Raw genomic sequence first — 21403 nt, forward strand, 5'->3', positions numbered from 1 at the left:
ACGCCCGGTTACATTCCGAACCCGGAAGCTAAGCCTTACAGCGCCGATGGTACTGCAGGGGGGACCCTGTGGGAGAGTAGGACGCCGCCGAACAATCTTTGGAGGACCCCTGGTCCCAGCGTTCAGCTGGGACCAGGGGTCCTTTTGTTTTTACAATGCTTGCGGTACCGAAGACAGGAGTCACCATGTCCACCAACTCTCCCGAGGATCGACCGGAGCGCGACCAGCGGCGACGGGACAGTGGTGACCGCGGAGACCGTGGCGGGTACCGCGGGGACCGTAACGACCGAGGAGATCGCGGCAGTTACGGGCGTCGCGACGACAACCGTGGTGGTGGCTACCCCCGTCGGGACGACCGCCGCGACGACAACCGCGGAGGCGGTGGCGGTTACGGCCGGCGGGACGACCGACGCGGTGATGACCGTGGCGGCTTCCGCCGCGATGACCGCCGTGACGACAACCGCCGTGACGACAACCGCGGTGGCGGTGGCGGCTACGGCCGACGCGACGACAACCGTGGCTCCCGCCCGCCGTTCCAGCGCGACGATCGCGGTGACCGGGGCGGTTACGGCAGGCGTGACGACCGCGATCGTGGTCCCCGTCGTGACGACCGTGGTGACCGGCCTGCCTTCCGCCGTGACGACCGTCGGGATGACCGCCGTGACGATCGTCGCGACGACCGCGGTGACCGCCCTCCCTTCCGGCGTGACGACCGCGACGACCGCGGTGGATTCCGTCGGGACGATCGGCGCGATGACAGCCGTGGTGGTGGCTACCCCCGTCGGGACGACCGTCGTGACGACAGCCGTGGTGGTGGCGGTTACGGCAGGCGTGACGACCGTGACCGTGGTCCCCGTCGTGACGACCGTGGTGAGCGTCCCGCATTCCGTCGTGACGATCGTCGTGATGACCGTCCCCGTGACGATCGTCGTGATGACCGTCCCCGTGACGATCGTCGTGATGACCGTGGTGGTTTCCGTCGCGATGACCGTCGTGACGACCGTGGCGGTTTCCGTCGGGACGACCGTCGGGATGACCACCGTGGTGGTGGCGGCTACCCCCGTCGCGACGACCGTCGTGACGACAACCGCGGTGGCGACCGTGACACCCGCGGCGGCTTCCGCGGCGGTCGTGACGACCGCCGCGATGACCGCCCCCGTGGCCCGCGTCGCGACGACAGCCGGGGCGGTGGCGGGTACGGCGGTCGCCGGGACGACAGCCGTGGTGGCGGCTACCGCGGCCGCGATGACCGCCGTGACGACCGTCGGGACGACCGCCGCGGCGGCGGCCGCTTCCGTGACGAGCGGGAGCGTGACCGCGACCGTGAGCCGATCAAGCGGCTGCCGATCCCGGAGGACGTCACCGGCGACGAGATCGACAAGGACGTACGGCAGGAGCTGCAGAGCCTGCCCAAGGGGCTCGCGGAGGACGTCGCCAAGAACCTGGTGATGGTCGCCCGTCTCATCGACGAGGACCCCGAGGGTGCCTACGGCTACTCCAAGGTGGCCCTGCGCCTGGCGTCCCGGGTCGCCGCCGTACGCGAGGCGGCCGGGTTCGCCGCGTACGCGAACCAGAAGTACTCCGAGGCGCTCGCCGAGTTCCGGGCCGCGCGGCGCATGACGGGCAACGTGGACCTGTGGCCGGTGATGGCCGACTGCGAGCGCGGGCTCGGGCGGCCGGAGAAGGCGCTGGACATGGCCGGTGCCCCCGATGTGCACAAGCTCGACAAGGCCGGCCAGGTCGAGATGCGGCTCGTCGCCGCCGGTGCCCGGCGTGACATGGGGCAGCTGGACGCGGCGATCGTGACGCTGCAGAGCCCCGAGCTGGCGTCCAGCTCCGTCCAGCCGTGGACCGCGCGACTGCGCTACGCCTACGCCGACGCGCTGCTGGCCGCCGACCGTGCCGGCGAGGCGCGGGAGTGGTTCGCGAAGGCCGTGGAGGCCGACCGGGACGGCAGCACCGACGCCTCCGACCGGCTGGCCGAGCTGGACGGGGTCGAGTTCGTCGACGCCCTGGACGAGGACGAGGACGGGAACGAAGACGAGAGCGGGGACGAGGCCGAGGGCCTGTCCGAGGAGACCTCCGCCGAGGTCGAGGACGACGTTGAGGACGAGGCTGACGCCGAGGACGAGGCTGACGCCGAGGACGACGTTGACGACGTTGACGACGAGGATGAGGCTGACGCCGAGGCCGACACCAAGAAGGACTGATCTCGGCCGGTGACACAGAGGGCAGGCTCCGACCGGAGCCTGCCCTCTCGCGTTTCGGCCCTTCCTGGTCGTTCAGACGTCGAGCGCCCGCAGCACCAGTCCCGACGCGGGCTTCGGGCCGAAGGACGTCGACTTGCGCGGCATCGTGACGCCCTGGCGGGCCAGGTCGCGGACGACCTCCTCGCGGACCGGGTGCAGGAGCACGGCCGTGCTGCCGTGGCGCTCGGCCTTGGCGACCGTTGCGGCGGTGTCGTGGATGTACGCGATGTGCGCGGGCGAGTCCTCGGGGATGTGCCAGATGTGGTCGAGGAGCGTGGCGTGCAGGACGGTCGCGTCGAGGGTGCGCCAGGCGGTCGGACGGTCGGCGGGGATGGTGCGGGCCAGCAGGTCCGGGTCGGGCCGGTCGATGAGATGGAACGTGCCGTCGCCGGCCAGCAGGAAGGCGTTGCCGGCGCAGGCCGCGTCGGCGAGCGCCTCCTGGGCCTTCGGCAGGGGGACGTCGAGCCGTCGTACCCGGAACAGGCCCTCGACGGCCCTCAGGGCGTCCGCCACCGGCAGGCCGTGCAGCAGGCGGTGGATGGCACGGACGCGCAGCGGGTAGCGGGCGGTGTCGACCAGCAGGACCAGGCCGTAGTCCCAGGGGCTGGGGGAGGTGTGCTCCGCGCGTAGACGCAGATAGGTGGCCCAGCGGTGGTGGCCGTCGGCGATCAGGGCCTGGTGGTGGGAGAGGTCGGACTGGACACGTGCCACCTCGGCGGGGTCGGTGATCGACCAGAGGCGGTGCCGGAAGCCGTCCTCCGTGGTGGTGGCGAGGAGCGGGGGGCGGGCGGCCGTCGCCTCGACGACCTCGGCCGCCGCGCCGTTGCCCCGGTAGGTGAGCAGGAGGGGTTCGAGGTTCGCGGAGGTGGCGCGCATCAGGGCCGCGCGGTCGGCGACGACCGGGGGCATGACCTCCTCGTGCGGCAGCACCACGCCCTCCGACGGCTCCGAGACCCGCAGGGCGCCGATGACCCCGCGCTGGAGCATGCCGTTGCCGTCGTGCTGTTCGTAGACGTACAGGCCCGGTTCGGGATCCGTGGTGAGGATGCCCTCGGCCTGCCAGCGGTGCAGGGTGTCGGCCGCCTGTTCGGTGCCGGCGCTGGGGGTGCCCGCCTGGGGGAGGATGAGGCGGACGATGTTGTGCGGGTCGGCGGACTGGAGGTGGTTGACGCCGTCCGGGCGTACGACGACGTCGTACGGCGGGGAGGTGACGGCGGCCAGGCTGCCGACCCGGTCGGGGTCGTAGCGAAGGCCTCGGAACGGGATGAGTTCCAGGCCTCGGCGCTCCGTTGCTTCCGAGTGACCTGCAGTGTTCATCCCGGCATCGTACGTGTGTCAGTGGCGTGCGGGATGATCGACGGGGAAAGGCGGGTCGACGAAGAGTGACAAGGAGCGATGAGGAATGAGCCACGGCGTCAGGACTGGTCCCGAGGGCAGCGGACAGGCTCTGAGCACGGCGTACGACACGGCGCTGCTTGATCTGGACGGGGTGGTGTACGCGGGCGGCAGCGCGATCGTGCACGCCGTGGAGTCGCTGGAGGTGGCCCGTGCGGGCGGCATGCATCTGGCGTACGTGACCAACAACGCGCTGCGGACGCCGGACGCGGTGGCCGGGCATCTCACCGAGCTGGGGATCCCGACGGGCGCCGATGACGTCATCACCTCGGCGCAGGCGGTCGCGCGGCTGATCAGCGAGCAGGTGCCGGCGGGGTCGCGGGTGCTGGTGATCGGCGGGGAGGGGCTGCGGGTCGCGCTGCGGGAGCGGGGGCTGGAGCCGGTGGAGTCCGCCGACGACGAGCCGGCGGCCGTGGTGCAGGGGTTCGGGGGGCCGGATCTGCCGTGGTCGCGGTTCGCCGAGGCGTCGTACGCCGTGGCGCGCGGGGTGCCGTGGTTCGCGTCCAACACCGATCTGACGATTCCCAGCGGGCGGGGGATCGCGCCCGGCAACGGCGCGGCGGTGGAGGTGGTCCGGATCGCGACGGGCGCCGAGCCGCAGGTGGCGGGCAAGCCGTTGCCGCCGATGCACCGGGAGACGATCCTGCGGACGGGGGCGAGGCGGCCCTTGGTGGTCGGGGACCGGCTGGACACCGACATCGAGGGCGCGTTCAACGGCGGGGTCGACTCGCTGCTGGTGCTGACCGGTGTCACCGACGGGCGTCAGCTGCTCGCCGCGCCGCCGCAGCACCGGCCGACGTACGTCGACGCCGATCTGCGCGGGCTGCTCACCGGCCAGCCGGAGGTCACCGCGGAGGGTGACGGGTTCCGGTGCGGCGGCTGGACCGCGACCGCGGGTGGCGAGCGGTTGGAGCTGGAGGGTGACGGCGGTGCGCTCGACGGGCTGCGGGCGCTGTGCGCGGCGGCCTGGACGGCGGCCGGGGACGGCTCCTGCGAGCTGGACGGGGGCAAGGCGCTGGCGCGGCTCGGTCTCTGAATCCCGGCCGCAGCGCCGCGAGTCCGTGGATCCGCGTGTCTGTGCATCCGCGCTGTTCACAGGGACCGGACATCGAGGCCGCATGCGAGGGTAGGCTAACCTAACCTCGTGTTGGTCGACAGTCCTCCCGAACAGCGCGCGGAGACCACCCCCGCGCCCCCAACCCGCCGGGCGATCCGGGCCCTTGGGCTCCTCGTCTCCGTCGTGATCCTGGTGCTCGTCGCCCTGGCGAGCATCGCGATCGGGGCGAAAGAGCTGCCGTTGGACCAGGTCTGGCACGGTCTGTTCCACGACACGGGGACCTACGGCGACGTGGTCGTCGACGAGCGACTGTCGCGTACCGTCCTCGGTCTGCTGGCCGGTGCCGGCCTCGGTCTGTCCGGGGCCGTGCTCCAGGCGCTCACCCGCAACCCGCTGGCCGACCCCGGTCTGCTCGGCATCAACGCGGGCGCGTCGGCCGCCGTCGTCACCGCCATCACCTTCTTCGGCGTCACCAGCCTCGACGGCTATGTGTGGTTCGCCTTCGTCGGGGCGGCGGCGGTGGGCGCGCTGGTGTGGTTCCTGGGCGGCAGCCGGGGCGCCACACCGGTCCGGCTGGCACTCGCCGGGACGGCGATCAGCGCCGCGCTCTACGGCTATCTCCAGGCCGTGATGATCACGGACGACGCGGCGCTCGGCAAGATGCGCTTCTGGACGGTCGGTTCGCTGGCCTCGGCCTCGAACTCCACGATCCTGCAGGTGCTGCCGTTCCTCGCGGTCGGCACCCTGCTCGCCCTGGGCCTCGCCCGGCCGCTGAACGCGGTGGCCATGGGCGACGACACGGCCCGTGCTCTCGGCGCGAACCTGAACCGCACCCGGGCCCTCGCCATGCTCGCCGCCACCGTGCTGTCCGGCGCGGCCACCGCGGCCTGCGGCCCGATCGCCTTCGTCGGCCTGATGGTCCCGCACGTCGTGCGCTCCTTCACCGGCCCCGACCTGCGCTGGATCCTGCCGTACGCGACGGTCCTGTCGCCGGTGCTGCTGCTCGGCGCCGATGTCATCGGCCGGGTCGTCGCCCGCCCCTCGGAGCTCCAGGTCGGCATCGTCACCGCGGTCATCGGCGGGCCGGTCTTCATTCTTCTCGTACGACGGCGGAGGACGGCCCAGCTGTGAGGAACACGCGTACTCTGCGCACCCCCGGCGGGCTCTCGCTGCGGGCGGACGTGCGCGCGCTGGTCGTCGTGGCCGCGCTGCTGCTGGCCGCGTCCGCCGCGAGCGTCGTGCTGATCGGCACCGGCGACTTCCCGATCTCCTTCGGCGACGTGGTGAAGACCCTGTTCGGGAACGGCACCGCGGGGCAGGAGTTCATCGTCAACGACCTGCGGCTGCCCCGGGTCCTGGTCGGTCTGCTGGTCGGTGCCTCGCTGGGCCTCGGCGGCGCGCTGTTCCAGGCGATCTCCCGCAACCCGCTGGGCAGCCCGGACGTCCTGGGCCTCTCCCAGGGCTCGACCTCGGGCGCGCTCGTCGTCATCGTGCTGATGTCCGGGAGCGCCACCCAGGTCACCGTCGGCGCCCTGATCGGTGGCCTGCTGACCGGTCTCGCCATCTATCTGCTCGCCTGGAAGCAGGGCGTGCACGGTTACCGGCTGGTCCTGGTCGGTATCGGCGTCTCAGCGGTCGTCACCGCCGTCAACGGCTATCTGCTCACCAAGGCCGACCTGGTGGACGCGACCCGCGCGGTCGTCTGGATGACCGGCTCCCTCAACGGCCGGGACTGGAGCCAGGTCTGGCCGCTGCTCGCGCTCTGCGCCGTCCTCGTCCCGCTGGTCCTCGCCAACGCGCGCGGCCTGCGCATGATGGAGATGGGCGACGACGTCTCGTACGCCCTCGGGGTGCGCGTGGAGCGGGTGCGGACGGTGCTGATGGTGGCGGCCGTCCTGCTGACCGCGGCCGCCACCGCCGCCGCGGGCCCGGTCAGCTTCGTGGCGCTCACCGCGCCCCAGCTCGCCCGCCGCCTCACCCGCTCACCCGGCCCCAACCTGGTGCCCTCCCTCTGCATGGGCGCCACCCTGCTGGTCACCGCCGACTGGGCCTCGCAGCGCGCCTTCGGCGCCGACCAGCTGCCCGTGGGCGTGGTCACCGGCGTCCTCGGCGGTGTCTATCTGCTGTGGCTGCTCGTCACCGAACGCAGGGCGGGCCGGATATGAGCGCGACACCCACCGGCAAGACGAACAACCCGAGGAGCACCGTGAACCGCCTGTCCGCCGAGAACGTCACCCTCGCCTACGACCAGCGGGTCATCGCCGAGCAGCTGTCGGTGGAGATCCCCGACAACTCCTTCACGGTCATCGTCGGCCCCAACGCCTGCGGCAAGTCGACGCTCCTGCGCGCTCTCTCTCGGATGCTCCGGCCCAGCCAGGGCCGGGTGCTGCTCGACGGGCAGGTCATCCAGTCGATGCCCGCGAAGAAGGTCGCCCGCACCCTCGGCCTGCTGCCCCAGTCGTCCATCGCGCCCGACGGCATCACCGTCGGCGACCTGGTCGGCCGCGGCCGCTACCCGCACCAGGGCATCCTGCGCCAGTGGTCCGCCGAGGACGAGCGGGTCGTCCAGGAGTCGATGGAGCAGACCGGGGTCGCCGAACTCGCCGACCGGTACGTCGACGAACTCTCCGGCGGCCAGCGCCAGCGCGTCTGGATCGCCATGGCCCTCGCCCAGCAGACCCCGCTGCTGCTCCTCGACGAGCCGACCACCTTTCTGGACATCCAGCACCAGATCGACGTCCTCGACCTGTGCGCGGAACTCCACGAGGAGCAGGGGCGCACGCTCGTCGCCGTGCTGCACGACCTCAACCACGCGGCCCGGTACGCCACCCACCTCATCGCCCTGAAGGGCGGTCGGGTCCTCGCCGAGGGCGCCCCGAACGACATCGTGACCGCCGAGCTGGTCGAGGAGGTGTTCGGGCTGCGCTGTCAGATCATCGACGACCCGGAGACCGGGACCCCGCTGGTGGTGCCGGCGGCCCGGAAGACGAAGGTCACAACAGCTTCCTGAGCCGGAACAGGTCCAGCAGGTTCGCCTCCAGCTTCACCCGGCCCGAGCCCCAGGCCCCGGCGAAGTTCAGTTCGCCGTCGACCAGGGCCACCAGGTCGTCGCCCGCCATGGCCAGCCTGATCTGTGCCTTCTCCCGGGGCGGCCCCGGGAACGTCTCCTCCACGTCGATCCGGCCGCCGGTGAGCCGGCCGGCGAAGGTGACGTCCAGGTCGGTGATGTGGCAGCTCACCGAGCGGTCCATGGCGGCGGCCGCGCGGACGTCGCCCTCGGCGCCGCCCATGCTGTGGGAGAGCTTGTCGAGTGCGGCGCGGCACTCCTCGATCGTGGCCATCGCGATCGACGGTACCGCAGGGGTTCGATGTAGCGTCGGGGCATGACCGACTCCGTACCCGCGGGCCCGGCGGCTCAGGCGCAGGAAAACGCCGAGGCCGAACCGGAGTACGACCCCGCCGCCCCCGCCCCGCTGAACGTCCCCCGCACCCCCACCGGCGACGCCGAGGTGGACGCCCAGCTCGACCGGCTCGGCGATGCCGACCACCTCGCCACGGACGGGCATCTGGAGGTGTACGAGGATGTACACCGGGGGCTGCGCGACGCGCTGACCGCGCTCGACGTCCGCCCCGGACCTCCGGCACCGGCACCGCCGGGCGCCAACCGGCCGCCGTCACCGTCGTACCACCAGAGCAGGAGCTGAACCCACCGTGGCAGGAGTCGCACGTCGCCGTCTGGACGCGGAGCTGGTCCGCCGGAAGCTGGCGCGCTCGCGCGAGCACGCCAGCCAGCTGATCGCCGCCGGGCGGGTCACCGTCGGCAAGGCCGTCGCGACCAAGCCGGCCACCCAGGTGGAGACCGCCGCGGCCATCGTCGTGCAGACCGACGACAGCGATCCCGAGTACGTCTCGCGGGGCGGGCACAAGCTCGCGGGCGCGCTCGCGGCGTTCGTCCCGCAGGGGCTGGCGGTCGAGGGGCGGCGGGCGCTGGACGCCGGGGCGTCCACCGGCGGCTTCACCGATGTGCTGCTGCGGGCGGGGGCCTCGCACGTCGTCGCGGTCGACGTCGGGTACGGCCAACTCGCGTGGTCTCTGCAGAGCGATGAACGCGTCACCGTCAAGGACCGTACGAACGTACGCGAGTTGACGCTTGAAGCGATCGATGGGGAGCCTGTGGATCTTGTCGTGGGTGATCTGTCCTTCATCCCGCTCGGGTTGGTGCTGCCGGCCCTGGCGCGGTGTGTGAAGCCGGACGCCGACCTGGTGATGATGGTCAAGCCGCAGTTCGAGGTGGGCAAGGAACGACTGGGCAGCGGGGGAGTCGTACGGAGTCCGCAGCTGCGGGCGGAGGCCGTGCGGGGGGTTGCCGAGAAGGCGTGGGAGCTGGGGCTCGGGGTGAAGGGTGTCACCGCCAGTCCGCTGCCCGGGCCGTCCGGCAACGTCGAGTACTTTCTGTGGCTGCGGGCCGGCGCACCCCAGTTGGATCCGGCTGACGTTGACCGTGCAGTGGCGGAGGGGCCGCGTTGACACAGAACCGAGTTCGTACTGTTTTCCTCCTCGCCCACACCGGGCGGCCCGCGGCCATCCGCAGCGCCGAACTCGTGGTCAAGGGGTTGCTGGCGGCCGGAGTCGGCGTACGGGTGCTGGATTTCGAGGCCGCGGACCTGCCGCTGCCCGACGAGGTCGAACTCGTCGAGGAGGCCTCGCCGCACAGCCTCGACGGCTGCGAGCTGCTGATCGTCCTCGGCGGTGACGGGACGCTGCTGCGCGGCGCCGAGTTCGCGCGTGCCTCCGGGGTGCCGATGCTCGGCGTCAACCTCGGCAGCGTCGGGTTCCTCGCGGAGGCCGAGCGGGACGACCTCGACAAGGTCGTCGACCGGGTGGTGAGCCGGGCGTACGAGGTCGAGGAGCGGATGACCGTCGACGTCGTCGTGCACCGCAACGGGGACATCGTGCACACGGACTGGGCGCTGAACGAGGCGGCCGTGCAGAAGGCGGGCGCCGAGAAGCTGCTGGAAGTCGTGCTGGAGATCGACGGGCGGCCGGTGACCGGGTTCGGCTGCGACGGCATCGTGCTGTCGACGCCGACCGGGTCCACGGCGTACGCGTTCTCCGCGGGCGGGCCGGTGGTGTGGCCGGAGGTGGAGGCGCTGCTGATGGTGCCGATCTCCGCGCACGCGCTGTTCGCGAAGCCGTTGGTGACGTCGCCGGACTCGGTGCTGGCGGTGGAGGTGCTGCCGCACATCCAGCCGGGGGTGTTGTGGTGCGACGGGCGGCGGACCGTCGAGCTGCCGCCGGGGGCTCGGGTCGAGGTGCGGCGGGGGGCCGTGCCGGTGCGGCTGGCTCGGCTGCATCATGCGTCGTTCACGGATCGGTTGGTGGCGAAGTTCGCGCTGCCCGTTTCCGGATGGCGGGGGGCGCCGCACTAGCGGTTCGAAGGGGGCGGCGGGGAGCGTCGGCGAGTGCGGGTGACTCGTGGCTTGTCGCGCAGTTCCCCGCGCCTCTGGGTAGGTCCACTCGCCGGAGTGACAAGGGCACCTCGCACTTCTCGGTCCCGACCTCGTAAGGTCTTCTCCGTGCTGGAAGAAATGCGGATACGGTCCCTCGGAGTCATCGACGATGCCGTCGTCGAGTTGTCGCCGGGGTTCACCGCCGTCACCGGTGAGACCGGTGCGGGCAAGACCATGGTGGTCACCAGCCTGGGGCTGCTGCTCGGTGGGCGGGCCGATCCCGCGCTCGTGCGGATCGGCTCCGAGAAGGCGGTCGTCGAGGGACGGGTGACCATGCCGCCGGGTACCTCCGCGGCCGTACGGGCCGAGGAGGCCGGCGCGGAGCTGGACGACGGGGCGCTGCTGATCAGCCGTACCGTTTCCGCCGAGGGGCGCTCGCGGGCGCACGTGGGCGGGCGGAGCGTGCCCGTGGGGCTGCTGGTCGAGCTCGCCGACGACCTGGTGGCCGTGCACGGACAGACCGACCAGCAGGGGCTGCTGAAGCTGAACCGGCAGCGGCAGGCCCTCGACCGGTACGCGGGCGACGGCGTCGCCGTACCGCTCGTCAAGTACGGCGAGGCCTACCGGCGGCTGCGGGCCGTCGCGGTCGAGCTGGAGGAGATCGTCACCCGCGCGCGGGAACGGGCGCAGGAAGCCGACATGCTGCGCTACGGGCTGGACGAGATCGCCGGTGTGGAGCCGCGGGCCGGCGAGGACGTCGAACTCGCCGAGGAGGCCGAGCGGCTCGGGCACGCCGAGGCGCTGGCATCGGCCGCGACCGCCGCGCACGCCGCCCTCGCGGGCAACCCCGAGGACCCCGAGGGCATCGACGCGGCCACCCTCGTCGCGGGTGCGCATCGGGCCCTGGAGGCCGTACGGTCGCACGACCCGGCGCTGGCCGCGCTCGCCGACCGGATCGGCGAGATCGGGATCCTGCTCGGCGACGTGGCCGGGGAACTGGCGGGCTACGCCGACGACCTGGACGCCGATCCGCTGCGGCTCGCGGCCGTGGAGGAGCGGCGCGCCGCGCTCACCGCGCTCACCCGCAAGTACGGCGAGGACATCGAGGCCGTGCTGGCGTGGGCCGAGCAGGGCGCCGCCCGGCTGACCCAGCTGGACGGCGACGACGAGCGGATCGAGGAACTCACCGCCGAGCGGGACGCGCTCCGAGCGGAACTGGGCGGGCTCGCCCAGGCGTTGACCGACGCGCGCACCGAGGCCGCCGAGCGCTTCGCGGCCGCTGTCACCGCCGAACTGGGCTCCCTCGCGATGCCGCACGCGCGCGTGTCCTTCGCCATCCGGCAGACCGAGGACCCGGAGGGCGTGGAGGTCGGCGGGCGGGCGGTGGCCTACGGCCCGTCGGGCGCCGACGAGGTCGAGCTGCTGCTCGCCCCGCACCCCGGCGCCCCGCCCCGCCCGATCGCCAAGGGCGCCTCCGGCGGTGAGCTGTCCCGTGTGATGCTCGCGGTGGAGGTCGTCTTCGCGGGCACCGACCCGGTCCCCACGTACCTCTTCGACGAGGTCGACGCGGGCGTCGGCGGCAAGGCGGCGGTGGAGATCGGACGCCGGCTGGCCAAGCTCGCCAAGTCCGCCCAGGTGGTGGTCGTCACCCACCTCCCGCAGGTCGCCGCCTTCGCCGACCGGCAGTTGCTGGTGGAGAAGACCAACGACGGCACGGTCACGCGGTCCGGCGTCAAGGTCCTGGAGGGCGAGGAGCGGGTCCGGGAGCTGTCCCGGATGCTGGCGGGCCAGGAGGACTCGGAAACGGCGAGGGCACACGCGGAGGAGCTCTTGGCAACGGCACGAGCCGACAAGTGACGCGAGGCCGGACGCCCCGATAGGGGCGCGGGGCTGTATCGACATACGGTTACCGCCGCGCGGGCGCGAGCAACCACGAATCACCCGCAGCCGCCCCCGCTCCGAAACCACCCCCCACACCCGGCCACCCCACCCCCGTCTCCCCACTTTTCATCACTCTCCCGGGTGACACACTCCGGCGCATGCCCCGCCCCGCCCCGGTATGCCCCTCCCCGGAGCCCCGCACTGCCCCCTCGGCCCGATACCGTCTGTACGTACCCTCGTGACCGCCCCGAAGCCGAACCAGGAGCCCGGCCGCGTGAGCCCCGTGAGCAGCAACGCACCGCACGGTCAGTCGCCCCTGCGCACCGTGCAGGTGCTGGGCGGCGGCAACGCCGGCAGCAGCGCGCATGTGCGTTCGCTCGCCGCCGGCCTCGTCGAGAGGGGCGTGCGGGTCACCGTGTGCGCCCCCGCCGAGGCCGACCGCGCCTACGACTTCTCGGGCGTCGGCGCCGACCATGTGCACGTACCGCGCAGCAGCGACCCGGGGTCGGTCGCCGCGCTCCGCGCCGCCTGCACCGACGCCGACCTGGTGCACGCCCACGGCCTGCACGCCTCCTTCCGCGCGGTGCTGGCGCTCAGCGGCCGCAGCACCCCGCTCGTCGTCACCTGGCACAGCCGGGCGCACGCCGAGGGTGCGCGGGCGCATCTGCTGAGGATGCTGGAGCGGCGGGTGGTGAAGGCCGCCGCCGTGGTGCTGGGCACCACCTCCGACCTCGTCGACCGCGCCCGCCGTACCGGCGCCCGGGACGCGCGGCTCGCCGCCGTGGCGCTGCCCGGTCTGCGGCGGCCCGCGGAGCCGGAGGACCCGGAGCGGCTGCGTCCCAAGGTGCGGGCCGAACTCGGCGCCATGGGGCGGCCGTTGCTCATCGCCGTCGGCTCCCTCGACCCACATCGCGGATATGACGTCCTGCTGGACGCGGCGCGTGCCTGGTGTCGGCTCGATCCGGTACCGCTGCTCGTCATCGCGGGGGAGGGCCCACTGCGCACGGAGTTGCAGCGGCGGATCGAGGACGAGGACCTGCCCGTCCGGCTCATCGGCCGCCGCGACGACGTCACCGAACTGCTCGCCGCCGCCGACATCGCGCTGCTGCCCAGCCGTTGGGAATCCCGCTCGGTCCTCGCCCAGGAGGCCCTGCACGCGCGCGTGCCGCTCGTCGCCACCGCCGTCGGCGGGATCCCCGACCTCGTCGGCGACGCGGCCGAACTCGTCCCGTACGGCGACACCATGGCCCTCGCCGCGACCGTGGCACGCCTGCTCGGCGACCCGGAGCGCTGCGAGGAGCTGCGCGAGAAGGGGGCCCGGCAGGCGGCGAGCTGGCCGACGGAGGACGAGACCGTCGCCCAAGTGCTGAGCGTCTACGACGAGTTGACGCAGCCCCGGCCGCTGCCGTAGCCGTGCCGCAGCCGGCGGCTACGGCACGTGCCGGCGCGCCCGCAGCGCCAGGCTCAACGCCAGGACCACCTGCGGGTCGTCGAGATCCGTGCCCAGCAACTCCCCGATGCGGGCCAGGCGGTTGTAGAGGGTCTGGCGGTTGAGATGGAGTTCACGGGCCGTCTCCGCCTTGCGGCCCGCGTGCGCCAGGTAGGTCTCCAGGGTGGGCAGCAGCGAGGGCTTGGAGCGGTGGTCGTGGTGGCGGAGCGGGCCGATCGCCCGGTCGACGAAGGCCGCCAGGTCGGGGTGGTCGCGCAGCCGCCACAGCAGCAGGTCGATGTCGAGGCGGCGGGCGTCGTACCAGGGGCGGTCGGAGAGGCCCTGGGCCGCCGTCGCCGTCTCCGCCGCGTGCCGCAGGCCCGCCGAGGCGGCCGCCCAGCCGCCGGCCACGCCGACGACCACGACGGGCGGCGCGGCGCCGGGACGCTGCATCCCGGCGCGCTCCACCCCCGCCCGCAGCGCCGCCGCGACCCGGTCCGCGACCGTCGTCCGCTCCGCCTCCGAGCGCAGGCCCAGCAGCAGCGGCACCCGGCCCTCGACCGGTCGTACACCCAGCAGGACGGGAACCCCCACGGCCGCCAGTTCCTCGCCCACCGCGCGGGCCAGCACCGCCCAGCCCCCGCCCGGGGAAGGGGAAAGGGAGTCGCCGATCTTCATGACCACCGGCAGCAGCGGGCTGCCGCCGGGCTTGAAGCCGAGGACCCGGGCCTGGGCCGGGGCGTCCTCCGCGGTGATACGGCCCTCGGCGAGGTCGGTCAGGAAGTCGCCGCGCCCGCGGGCCGCCAGCTCCTCCTCCTGGCGGGCCTGCATCAGCACGACCGCCAGGATGCCCGCGGCCCGCTCGGCGGCGATGCGGTGGACGGGCGCCAGGGGCCCGCGGACGGGGAGCAGCACCAGCCGGGCGCGCACGGAACCCGTCCCCGGCCCGCCGCCCGGCACCTCCACCAGGACCGCCCCGGCCGGCGGCGGTGCGTTACCCCGCTGGCCGCGCAGCCCCTCCCACACCTGGAGCGGATCCGCCCCCTCGGGCCCCGCCCCGGCGGCGTACAGCAGCTGGCCGTCGGCGGTCTCCAGGAAGACCGGGTTGCCGCTGAAGTCGGCCAGGATGGCCAGCACCTGGGGGACCCCGCCGCCGCCGAGCAGGGCCTCGGTACAGCGGCGGTGCACCTCCTCGGCGCGCTGGAGGAGCGCGTAGTGGTGGTTGACGATCTCGGTGTGGATCTCCTCCGTCACCGTCACGAAGGGCACCTCGCGGTGCAGCACGACGAGCGGCAGCCCGGTCGCCCGCGCGGTGTCCACCAGGGTGGCGGGCAGCCGGGAGAAACGCGCGCCCAGCTCCACCACCAGGGCGGCGATGCCCCGGTCGGCGAGCGTGCGCACGAACGCCCGCTGGTCGCCCGGCCGGGTGCCCAGGCCGTAGCCGGTGGTGAGCAGCAGCTCGCCGCCCTTCAGCAGCGAGGCGATGTTCGGCACCTCGCCCGCGTGCACCCAGCGCACGGTCCGCCCCAGGCGGTCGGCGCCCGCCAGGACCTCCGGGAGCCCGCTGCGCAGCCCGGGCAGCTCCAGCGCCCGCTGCACGGTGATCCCGGCGCCCTGAGACTCGAATCCGCTGCCCGTACCGCTGTCCATGGAGCGGACGCTACCTGGGCGAACGTCCTCACGGCACCTCCGCTCACAGCGGTGTGATGTTGTGGTTGAAGCGGAACACGTTGTCCCGGTCCCACCGCCGCTTCACCTTGCCGAGCCGTAGCGCGTTCTCCGCGCCCAGACCGGCCCGCACCCGCTCCGGTCCCTCGTCACCGACGAGGTTCAGGGGGACCGCGCCGGTGCGCCACGGCCGGACCCCGGCACGGACGTCCCGCACCCAGGCGATCGCCCGTGCGTCGTCCGCCGGGTCCGCCCAGATCCCGAAGGGGTGCACCACCCAGGCCGCGTTCCGGTACGGCACCGGGTACGCCGCCGGTCCCGGGGCGACCGCGCCGCCCAGCGGGAACAGCACATGCCGGCTGCCGGTCGGCGCCGGCATGCCGTCCGCGCCCCTGCACCAGGCGTCCACCGCCTCGTCGGGCAGGGCGGCCAGACACTCGGCCGAGCCGTGGTTCCGCAGCCCGGACGGAGCGTCGAGGAGGCACCGCAGCTCGCCGTACGGCACCTCGCCGACGACCTCCGCCGCGTGCGGCAGCGCGAGCAGCGGCCCGGCGACCCGCCGCAGGCCCTCCTCGCCCCCCGCGTAGGTCACGAGGACGGCGCACACCGGCTCCCCGGCGGCGAGGTACAGCACCGCGCCGCCCGCCTCGTCGGGGCCGGTGCGGATCACCTCGCGGAAGGTGCGGACGACGTCCGGGCCGGACGACGGCGGGTACCGCAGCAGCGCGGCCGAGAACACCGGCAGCTCGTGCAGGGCCAGGGTGAGCGCGGTGGCGACGCCGAAGTTCCCGCCGCCGCCGTGCAGGGCCCAGAACAGCTCCGGGTTCTCGTCGGCGTCGGCGTGCGCACGCTCACCGTCGGCGGTGACCAGCTCGACGCCGATCAGGTCGTCGACGGCCGGCCCGAAGGCACGGTCCAGCCACCCCGAGCCGCCACCGAGCACGAACCCACCGACCCCGGTGCCGGAGTCCCGGCCCGCGCCGGTGGCGAGTCCGTAGGGCTGGGTCGCCCGGTCCAGATGCCCCACGGTGGCCCCGCCCTGTACCCGCACGGCCTCCGCCGCCGGGTCGACCGTCACCTCGTGCATCCGGCGCAGATCCACCACGAGCGCGCCGTCGCCCACCGCCCAGCCCGCCACACTGCGGCCCCCGCCCCGCACCGCGACCTTCAGATCCAACTCCCGCCCGAACCGCACGGCCCGGACCACGTCGGCATCCCCCGCACACTGCGCGATCACGGCCGGATACCGGTCGATCATGCCGTTGAAGACGGCCCGCGCCTCGTCGTACCCCGGGTCCCCCGGGGCGAACACATCCCCGACGAGATCCTCACGGAGCACGGCGAGAGCGGTGTGCGCCTTCGAGAGGCCGGCCATGACTACGAGCCTAGGCTGCAGCGCGCCCCAAAGGGGCGCGGGGAACTGCGCGACCAGCCCCCACGCACCCGCAGCCGACCGACGACCGCTACCCCCCGTACGCGCCCGACGCAGTCAGCCGCAGCGCCGTGTCGATCAGCGGCACATGACTGAACGCCTGCGGGAAGTTCCCCACCTGCCGCTTCAGCCGCGGGTCCCACTCCTCCGCCAGCAACCCGAGGTCGTTCCGCAGAGCGAGCAGCTTCTCGAACAGCTTCCGCGCCTCGTCGACACGGCCGATCATCGCGAGGTCGTCGGCCATCCAGAACGAGCACGCCAGGAAGGCCCCCTCGTCGCCCGGCAGCCCGTCCACGCCCTCCTCGCCGCCCGAGGTCGGGTAGCGCAGGATGAACCCGTCCGAGGTGGACAGCTCCCGCTGGATCGCCTCGATGGTGCCGATGACCCGCTTGTCGTCCGGCGGCAGGAAGCCCATCTGGGGGATCAGCAGCAGCGACGCGTCCAGCTCCTGCGAGCCGTAGGACTGCGTGAACGTGTTGCGCTCCTTGTCGTAGCCCTTCTCGCAGACGTCCCGGTGGATGTCGTCGCGCAGTTCCTTCCAGCGCTCCAGCGGGCCGTCCGCGTCCCCGGACTCGATCAGCTTGATGGTGCGGTCGACGGCGACCCAGGCCATCACCTTGGAGTGCACGAAGTGCCGGCGCGGGCCGCGGACCTCCCAGATGCCCTCGTCGGGCTCGTCCCAGTGGTCCTCCAGGTAGCGGATGAGCTTGAGCTGGAGCAGGGAGGCGTAGTCGTTGCGGGCGAGCCCGGTCATGTGGGCCAGGTGCAGGGCCTCGGTGACCTCGCCGTAGACGTCCAGCTGGAGCTGGTGCGCCGCGCCGTTGCCGACCCGGACCGGGGCCGAGTTCTCGTAGCCGGGCAGCCAGTCCAGCTCGGCCTCGCCCAGTTCGCGCTCGCCCGCGATGCCGTACATGATCTGCAGGTTCTCGGGGTCACCGGCGACCGCGCGGAGCAGCCACTCGCGCCAGGCGCGGGCCTCCTCGCGGTAGCCGGTGCGCAGCAGCGAGGACAGGGTGATGGCCGCGTCGCGGAGCCAGGTGTAGCGGTAGTCCCAGTTGCGGACACCGGCGATGTCCTCGGGGAGGGAGGTCGTGGGCGCGGCGACGATGCCGCCCGTGGGGGCGTAGGTGAGGGCCTTGAGGGTGATCAGTGAGCGGATCACGGCCTCGCGGTACGGGCCGTGGTACGTGCACTGCTCGACCCACTCCCGCCAGAAGTCCTCGGTCGCCTGCAGCGACTGCTCCGGCTCCGGCAGCGCGGGCGGCTGCTTGTGCGAGGGCTCCCAGGAGATCGTGAACGCGATCCGGTCACCCGGGGCCACCGTGAAGTCCGCGTACGTGGTCAGCGACTTGCCGTAGGTCTCCGCCGAGGTGTCGAACCACACCGAGTCGGGGCCCGCGACGGCGACCGTGCGGCCGTCGTGCTTGTGTACCCAGGGGACGACCCGGCCGTAGGAGAACCGCATGCGCAGCACCGAGCGCATCGGCACCCGGCCGGTGACGCCCTCGACGATGCGGATCAGCTGGGGGGCGCCGTCACGCGGGGGCATGAAGTCGGTGACCCGGACCGTGCCGCGCGGGGTGTCCCACTCGGACTCCAGGATCAGCGAGTCGCCCCGGTAGGTGCGGCGGGCCGCGGTCGGGGGCTGGGAGTCGGCCGCGTGGGCCGGGCCGAGCCGCCAGAAGCCGTGTTCCTCGGTGCCGAGCAGACCGGCGAAGATGGCATGCGAGTCGAAGCGGGGCAGGCACAGCCAGTCGACTGTGCCGTCCCGGCAGACCAGCGCAGCGGTCTGCATGTCTCCGATGAGTGCGTAATCTTCGATGCGCCCGGCCACGTGCAACTCCAGTCGAACGGCCACGTCACCCCCCAGGCAGAGGGGGGCTGTCGCTAGTGCGGTCAAGGGGGTTGTTGTTGTACGTCGTTGAGCGGTGAAGCAAATCAGCCCGCCGTGCCCTGAGGCAAAACGACAGTCATAGCTCAACGAACTGCCAAGCTCTCGTTGTTCCGGGAGTGACGGGCGGGGGTGTGCCGTGTTTCCGGCCGGACTCGGCAGCGAGTGTCCGAGCAGGATACGACGCACGTAGATGATCTGCGTGCCGCTCCGGGCAACCCGTGTGGGCCGAACGAGTGAGCTGTGAGTGAGAAGCACGTAAACCGTGAGCGTCTGTGTGCCGACGTGTGCACGGAGCGTGGCCGGAAGCCATCTCTCCGAGGCGCTGATACCCTGGTAGCCCGTGGACCGGTGGGCACGAATCCCCCGAACCGCAGCGACGGCACGACCCCCGGAAACGCCCGGACTGCAGCCGTACCGCACGACAGATCGCGACCACGGGAGCCCCCTCTTGGCCATGCCGCCGAAAGCCACGACGACCAAGCACATCTTCGTCACCGGGGGTGTCGCCTCCTCGCTCGGCAAGGGCCTGACGGCCTCCAGCCTGGGCATGCTGCTCAAGGCCCGGGGCCTGCGCGTCGTGATGCAGAAGCTCGACCCGTACCTGAACGTCGACCCGGGCACGATGAACCCCTTCCAGCACGGTGAGGTGTTCGTCACCAACGACGGCGCCGAGACCGACCTGGACATCGGCCACTACGAGCGTTTCCTCGACCGCGACCTGGACGGCTCCGCCAACGTCACCACAGGTCAGGTCTACTCGACGGTGATCGCCAAGGAGCGGCGTGGCGAGTACCTGGGCGACACGGTCCAGGTCATCCCGCACATCACCAACGAGATCAAGCACCGCATCCGGCGTATGGCGACCGACGAGGTCGACGTCGTCATCACCGAGGTCGGCGGCACGGTCGGCGACATCGAGTCGCTGCCGTTCCTGGAGACCGTCCGCCAGGTCCGGCACGAGGTCGGCCGGGACAACGTCTTCGTGGTTCATATCTCACTCCTGCCCTACATCGGCCCGTCCGGCGAGCTGAAGACCAAGCCCACCCAGCACTCCGTGGCCGCCCTGCGGAACATCGGTATCCAGCCCGACGCGATCGTGCTGCGCTGCGACCGCGAGGTCCCCACCGCCATCAAGCGCAAGATCTCGCTGATGTGCGACGTGGACGAGGCCGCCGTGGTGGCCTGCCCGGACGCCCGTTCGATCTACGACATCCCGAAGACCGTGCACGGCGAGGGCCTGGACGCCTACGTCGTCCGCAAGCTGGACCTGCCGTTCCGCGACGTGGACTGGCGGACCTGGGACGACCTGCTGGACCGCGTCCACAACCCCGACCACGAGATCACCCTCGCCCTGGTCGGCAAGTACATCGACCTGCCCGACGCCTACCTCTCGGTCACCGAGGCGCTGCGCGCCGGCGGCTTCGCCAACAAGGCCCGCGTGAAGATCAAGTGGGTCACGTCGGACGACTGCAAGACCCCGGCCGGCGCCGCCGCCCAGCTCGCCGACGTCGACGGCATCTGCATCCCCGGCGGCTTCGGCGACCGCGGTGTGCTCGGCAAGGTCGGCGCCATCCGCTTCGCCCGGGAGAACCGGATCCCGCTGCTCGGGCTCTGCCTGGGCCTGCAGTGCATCGTGATCGAGGCCGCGCGCAACCTCGCCGACATCCCGGACGCCAACTCCACCGAGTTCGACTCCGCCACCGGCCACCCGGTCATCTCCACCATGGCCGAGCAGCTGGACATCGTCGCCGGCGAGGGCGACATGGGCGGCACCATGCGTCTGGGCATGTACCCGGCCAAGCTGGCCGAAGGCTCGATCGTGCGCGAGGTGTACGACGGCAAGGAGTACGTCGAGGAGCGGCACCGCCACCGCTACGAGGTCAACAACGCCTACCGCTCGGAGCTGGAGAAGAAGGCCGGTCTGCAGTTCTCCGGCACCTCCCCGGACGGCAAGCTGGTCGAGTACGTCGAGTACCCGCGCGACGTCCACCCCTACCTGGTCGCCACCCAGGCCCACCCGGAGCTGCGCTCCCGCCCGACCCGCCCGCACCCGCTGTTCGCGGGCCTGGTGAAGGCGGCCGTGGCGCGTCAGCAGGCCGACATCGAGCAGACGAATTCGAAGTAACACACCGGTTGTACGGTGGCCGGGGTGCATACCTTCAAAGGTGCGCACCCCGGTTTTTCTCGTGGACCGGTTTTTCTCGTGAACGTCTGGAAGGGCTCGGCATGACGATCAAGGACACCCCCGAGGAGTGGGAGATCCGGGCGACGGAGACCCCCTTCGTGGGCAACAAGACCTCCGTCCGCACGGACGAGGTGGTCATGCCCGACGGCGCGGTGGTCCGCCGCGACTACCAGGTCCACCCCGGCTCGGTCGCCGTCCTCGCCCTCGACGAGGAGGACCGCGTGCTGCTCATCCGCCAGTACCGGCACCCGGTCCGGCAGAAGCTCTGGGAGATCCCGGCCGGCCTGCTCGACATCCCCGGCGAGAACCCGCTGCACGCGGCCCAGCGGGAGCTGTACGAGGAGGCGCACGTCAAGGCCGAGGACTGGCGGGTGCTGACCGACCTGTACACCACCCCCGGCGGCTGCGACGAGGCGGTACGGATCTTCCTCGCCCGTGATCTGTCCGAGGCCGAGGGCGAGCGCTTCGAGACCGAGCACGAGGAGATCGACCTGGAGTACGCGCGGGTGCCGGTCGACGAACTGGTGCGCCTGGTGCTCGCCGGCGACCTGCACAACAACTGCCTGGTGACGGGCGTCCTCTCGCTGGTCGCCGCCCGCACCGGCGACGGACTCGACGCGCTGCGCCCGGCCGAAGCGCCCTGGCCGGCCCGGCCCTTCCAGTCCTGAACCAGGCCTGAGTCGGTCCTGAACCACTGATCGGGCGACCCGGTGTGACCATCGCCTGATCCGATCGGGCGATGTGCCCGCCGTGCTCCGCCAGG

At 72.4% G+C, this 21403-nt stretch carries 18 protein-coding genes and 1 rRNA gene; 14 read left to right on the forward strand and 5 right to left on the reverse strand.

What is annotated here, in order from left to right; genetic code table 11:
• The 3 genes from rrf to ACFZDK_RS33240 all read left to right on the forward strand — a co-directional run.
• Positions 1-93 (forward strand): 5S ribosomal RNA (gene rrf / locus ACFZDK_RS33230); the annotation flags it as partial.
• Between the two features lie 150 nt (positions 94-243).
• On the forward strand, positions 244-1449 hold the full coding sequence (locus ACFZDK_RS33235; RefSeq protein ID WP_390978100.1) for a hypothetical protein: 1206 nt from the start codon (positions 244-246) through the stop codon (positions 1447-1449).
• Entirely contained in the window at positions 1341-2210 is an 870-nt protein-coding gene (locus ACFZDK_RS33240; RefSeq protein WP_390978061.1) for a hypothetical protein, read from the forward strand. Before ACFZDK_RS33235 ends, ACFZDK_RS33240 begins: the two co-directional genes overlap by 109 nt.
• A gap of 72 nt (positions 2211-2282) precedes the next feature.
• Here ACFZDK_RS33240 and ACFZDK_RS33245 read toward each other — a convergent pair whose 3' ends face one another.
• A complete protein-coding gene (locus ACFZDK_RS33245) occupies positions 2283-3566 on the reverse strand; it encodes a DUF1015 family protein (protein WP_390977616.1) in 1284 nt (427 codons plus the stop codon).
• 85 nt (positions 3567-3651) lie between these two features.
• Between ACFZDK_RS33245 and ACFZDK_RS33250 the strand changes: the two genes are divergently transcribed.
• The 4 genes from ACFZDK_RS33250 to ACFZDK_RS33265 all read left to right on the forward strand — a co-directional run bounded on the left by ACFZDK_RS33250 (position 3652) and on the right by ACFZDK_RS33265 (position 7711).
• Positions 3652-4680, forward strand: a complete 1029-nt coding sequence (locus ACFZDK_RS33250) for an HAD-IIA family hydrolase (protein WP_390977617.1) — start codon at positions 3652-3654, stop codon at positions 4678-4680.
• 108 nt (positions 4681-4788) lie between these two features.
• Positions 4789-5832 (forward strand): iron chelate uptake ABC transporter family permease subunit, encoded by a 1044-nt coding sequence (locus ACFZDK_RS33255; protein WP_390977618.1) that lies wholly within the window; start codon positions 4789-4791, stop codon positions 5830-5832.
• Positions 5829-6866 carry an iron chelate uptake ABC transporter family permease subunit gene (locus ACFZDK_RS33260; protein ID WP_390977619.1) on the forward strand — a complete coding sequence of 346 codons (1038 nt, stop codon included), beginning with the start codon at positions 5829-5831 and terminating at the stop codon, positions 6864-6866. Before ACFZDK_RS33255 ends, ACFZDK_RS33260 begins: the two co-directional genes overlap by 4 nt.
• Complete coding sequence (locus ACFZDK_RS33265; RefSeq protein WP_390977620.1) at positions 6863-7711, forward strand: ATP-binding cassette domain-containing protein; 849 nt, start codon at positions 6863-6865, stop codon at positions 7709-7711. The genes ACFZDK_RS33260 and ACFZDK_RS33265 overlap by 4 nt, the downstream gene beginning before the upstream one ends.
• Here the strand turns inward: ACFZDK_RS33265 and ACFZDK_RS33270 are convergent.
• Positions 7695-8042, reverse strand: a complete 348-nt coding sequence (locus tag ACFZDK_RS33270) for a sterol-binding protein (RefSeq protein ID WP_390977621.1) — start codon at positions 8040-8042, stop codon at positions 7695-7697. The genes ACFZDK_RS33265 and ACFZDK_RS33270 overlap by 17 nt on opposite strands.
• Positions 8043-8084: 42 nt before the next feature.
• Here ACFZDK_RS33270 and ACFZDK_RS33275 point away from each other — a divergent pair, with 42 nt between their 5' ends.
• The 5 genes from ACFZDK_RS33275 (at position 8085) to ACFZDK_RS33295 (ending at position 13443) form a co-directional block, all read left to right on the forward strand.
• Positions 8085-8405 carry a hypothetical protein gene (locus tag ACFZDK_RS33275; protein WP_390977622.1) on the forward strand — a complete coding sequence of 107 codons (321 nt, stop codon included), beginning with the start codon at positions 8085-8087 and terminating at the stop codon, positions 8403-8405.
• Positions 8406-8412: 7 nt separating this feature from the next.
• A complete protein-coding gene (locus tag ACFZDK_RS33280) occupies positions 8413-9228 on the forward strand; it encodes a TlyA family rRNA (cytidine-2'-O)-methyltransferase (RefSeq protein WP_390977623.1) in 816 nt (271 codons plus the stop codon).
• Positions 9225-10130, forward strand: a complete 906-nt coding sequence (locus tag ACFZDK_RS33285; protein WP_390977624.1) for an NAD kinase — start codon at positions 9225-9227, stop codon at positions 10128-10130. The genes ACFZDK_RS33280 and ACFZDK_RS33285 overlap by 4 nt, the downstream gene beginning before the upstream one ends.
• Positions 10131-10289: 159 nt before the next feature.
• A complete protein-coding gene (gene recN, locus ACFZDK_RS33290) occupies positions 10290-12008 on the forward strand; it encodes a DNA repair protein RecN (RefSeq protein WP_390978063.1) in 1719 nt (572 codons plus the stop codon).
• Between the two features lie 298 nt (positions 12009-12306).
• A complete protein-coding gene (locus ACFZDK_RS33295) occupies positions 12307-13443 on the forward strand; it encodes a glycosyltransferase (RefSeq protein WP_390977625.1) in 1137 nt (378 codons plus the stop codon).
• An 18-nt stretch (positions 13444-13461) separates the two neighbouring features.
• On the opposite strand, the gene ACFZDK_RS33300 is transcribed toward ACFZDK_RS33295, so the two are convergent.
• The 3 genes from ACFZDK_RS33300 to ACFZDK_RS33310 all read right to left on the reverse strand — a co-directional run bounded on the left by ACFZDK_RS33300 (position 13462) and on the right by ACFZDK_RS33310 (position 18395).
• A complete protein-coding gene (locus ACFZDK_RS33300; protein ID WP_390977626.1) occupies positions 13462-15111 on the reverse strand; it encodes a PucR family transcriptional regulator ligand-binding domain-containing protein in 1650 nt (549 codons plus the stop codon).
• 43 nt (positions 15112-15154) lie between these two features.
• Positions 15155-16504 carry an FAD-binding protein gene (locus ACFZDK_RS33305; protein ID WP_390977627.1) on the reverse strand — a complete coding sequence of 450 codons (1350 nt, stop codon included), beginning with the start codon at positions 16502-16504 and terminating at the stop codon, positions 15155-15157.
• Between the two features lie 88 nt (positions 16505-16592).
• Positions 16593-18395: a glycoside hydrolase family 15 protein gene (locus tag ACFZDK_RS33310; RefSeq protein WP_390977628.1), complete on the reverse strand. Its 1803-nt coding sequence runs from the start codon at positions 18393-18395 to the stop codon at positions 16593-16595.
• A 514-nt stretch (positions 18396-18909) separates the two neighbouring features.
• On the opposite strand from ACFZDK_RS33310, the gene ACFZDK_RS33315 reads away from it, so the two are divergent.
• Entirely contained in the window at positions 18910-20580 is a 1671-nt protein-coding gene (locus ACFZDK_RS33315; protein ID WP_390977629.1) for a CTP synthase, read from the forward strand.
• Positions 20581-20681: 101 nt separating this feature from the next.
• A complete protein-coding gene (locus tag ACFZDK_RS33320; RefSeq protein WP_390977630.1) occupies positions 20682-21308 on the forward strand; it encodes an NUDIX domain-containing protein in 627 nt (208 codons plus the stop codon).
• Positions 21309-21403 lie beyond the last annotated feature (95 nt).

Origin of the sequence: Streptomyces sp. NPDC007901, from assembly GCF_042959465.1 — a bacterium.
Taxonomy (GTDB): domain Bacteria; phylum Actinomycetota; class Actinomycetes; order Streptomycetales; family Streptomycetaceae; genus Streptomyces.

What these genes read in the sequence shown, in the direction of transcription:
- ACFZDK_RS33245 (WP_390977616.1), bottom strand. Translation starts at nt 3,566, where the DNA reads ATGAACACTGCAGGTCACTCGGAAGCAACGGAGCGCCGAGGCCTGGAA.
- ACFZDK_RS33250 (WP_390977617.1), top strand. Translation starts at nt 3,652, where the DNA reads ATGAGCCACGGCGTCAGGACTGGTCCCGAGGGCAGCGGACAGGCTCTG.
- ACFZDK_RS33265 (WP_390977620.1), top strand. Translation starts at nt 6,863, where the DNA reads ATGAGCGCGACACCCACCGGCAAGACGAACAACCCGAGGAGCACCGTG.
- ACFZDK_RS33270 (WP_390977621.1), bottom strand. Translation starts at nt 8,042, where the DNA reads ATGGCCACGATCGAGGAGTGCCGCGCCGCACTCGACAAGCTCTCCCAC.
- ACFZDK_RS33275 (WP_390977622.1), top strand. Translation starts at nt 8,085, where the DNA reads ATGACCGACTCCGTACCCGCGGGCCCGGCGGCTCAGGCGCAGGAAAAC.
- recN (WP_390978063.1), top strand. Translation starts at nt 10,290, where the DNA reads ATGCGGATACGGTCCCTCGGAGTCATCGACGATGCCGTCGTCGAGTTG.
- ACFZDK_RS33300 (WP_390977626.1), bottom strand. Translation starts at nt 15,111, where the DNA reads ATGGACAGCGGTACGGGCAGCGGATTCGAGTCTCAGGGCGCCGGGATC.
- ACFZDK_RS33305 (WP_390977627.1), bottom strand. Translation starts at nt 16,504, where the DNA reads ATGGCCGGCCTCTCGAAGGCGCACACCGCTCTCGCCGTGCTCCGTGAG.
- ACFZDK_RS33315 (WP_390977629.1), top strand. Translation starts at nt 18,910, where the DNA reads ATGCCGCCGAAAGCCACGACGACCAAGCACATCTTCGTCACCGGGGGT.
- ACFZDK_RS33320 (WP_390977630.1), top strand. Translation starts at nt 20,682, where the DNA reads ATGACGATCAAGGACACCCCCGAGGAGTGGGAGATCCGGGCGACGGAG.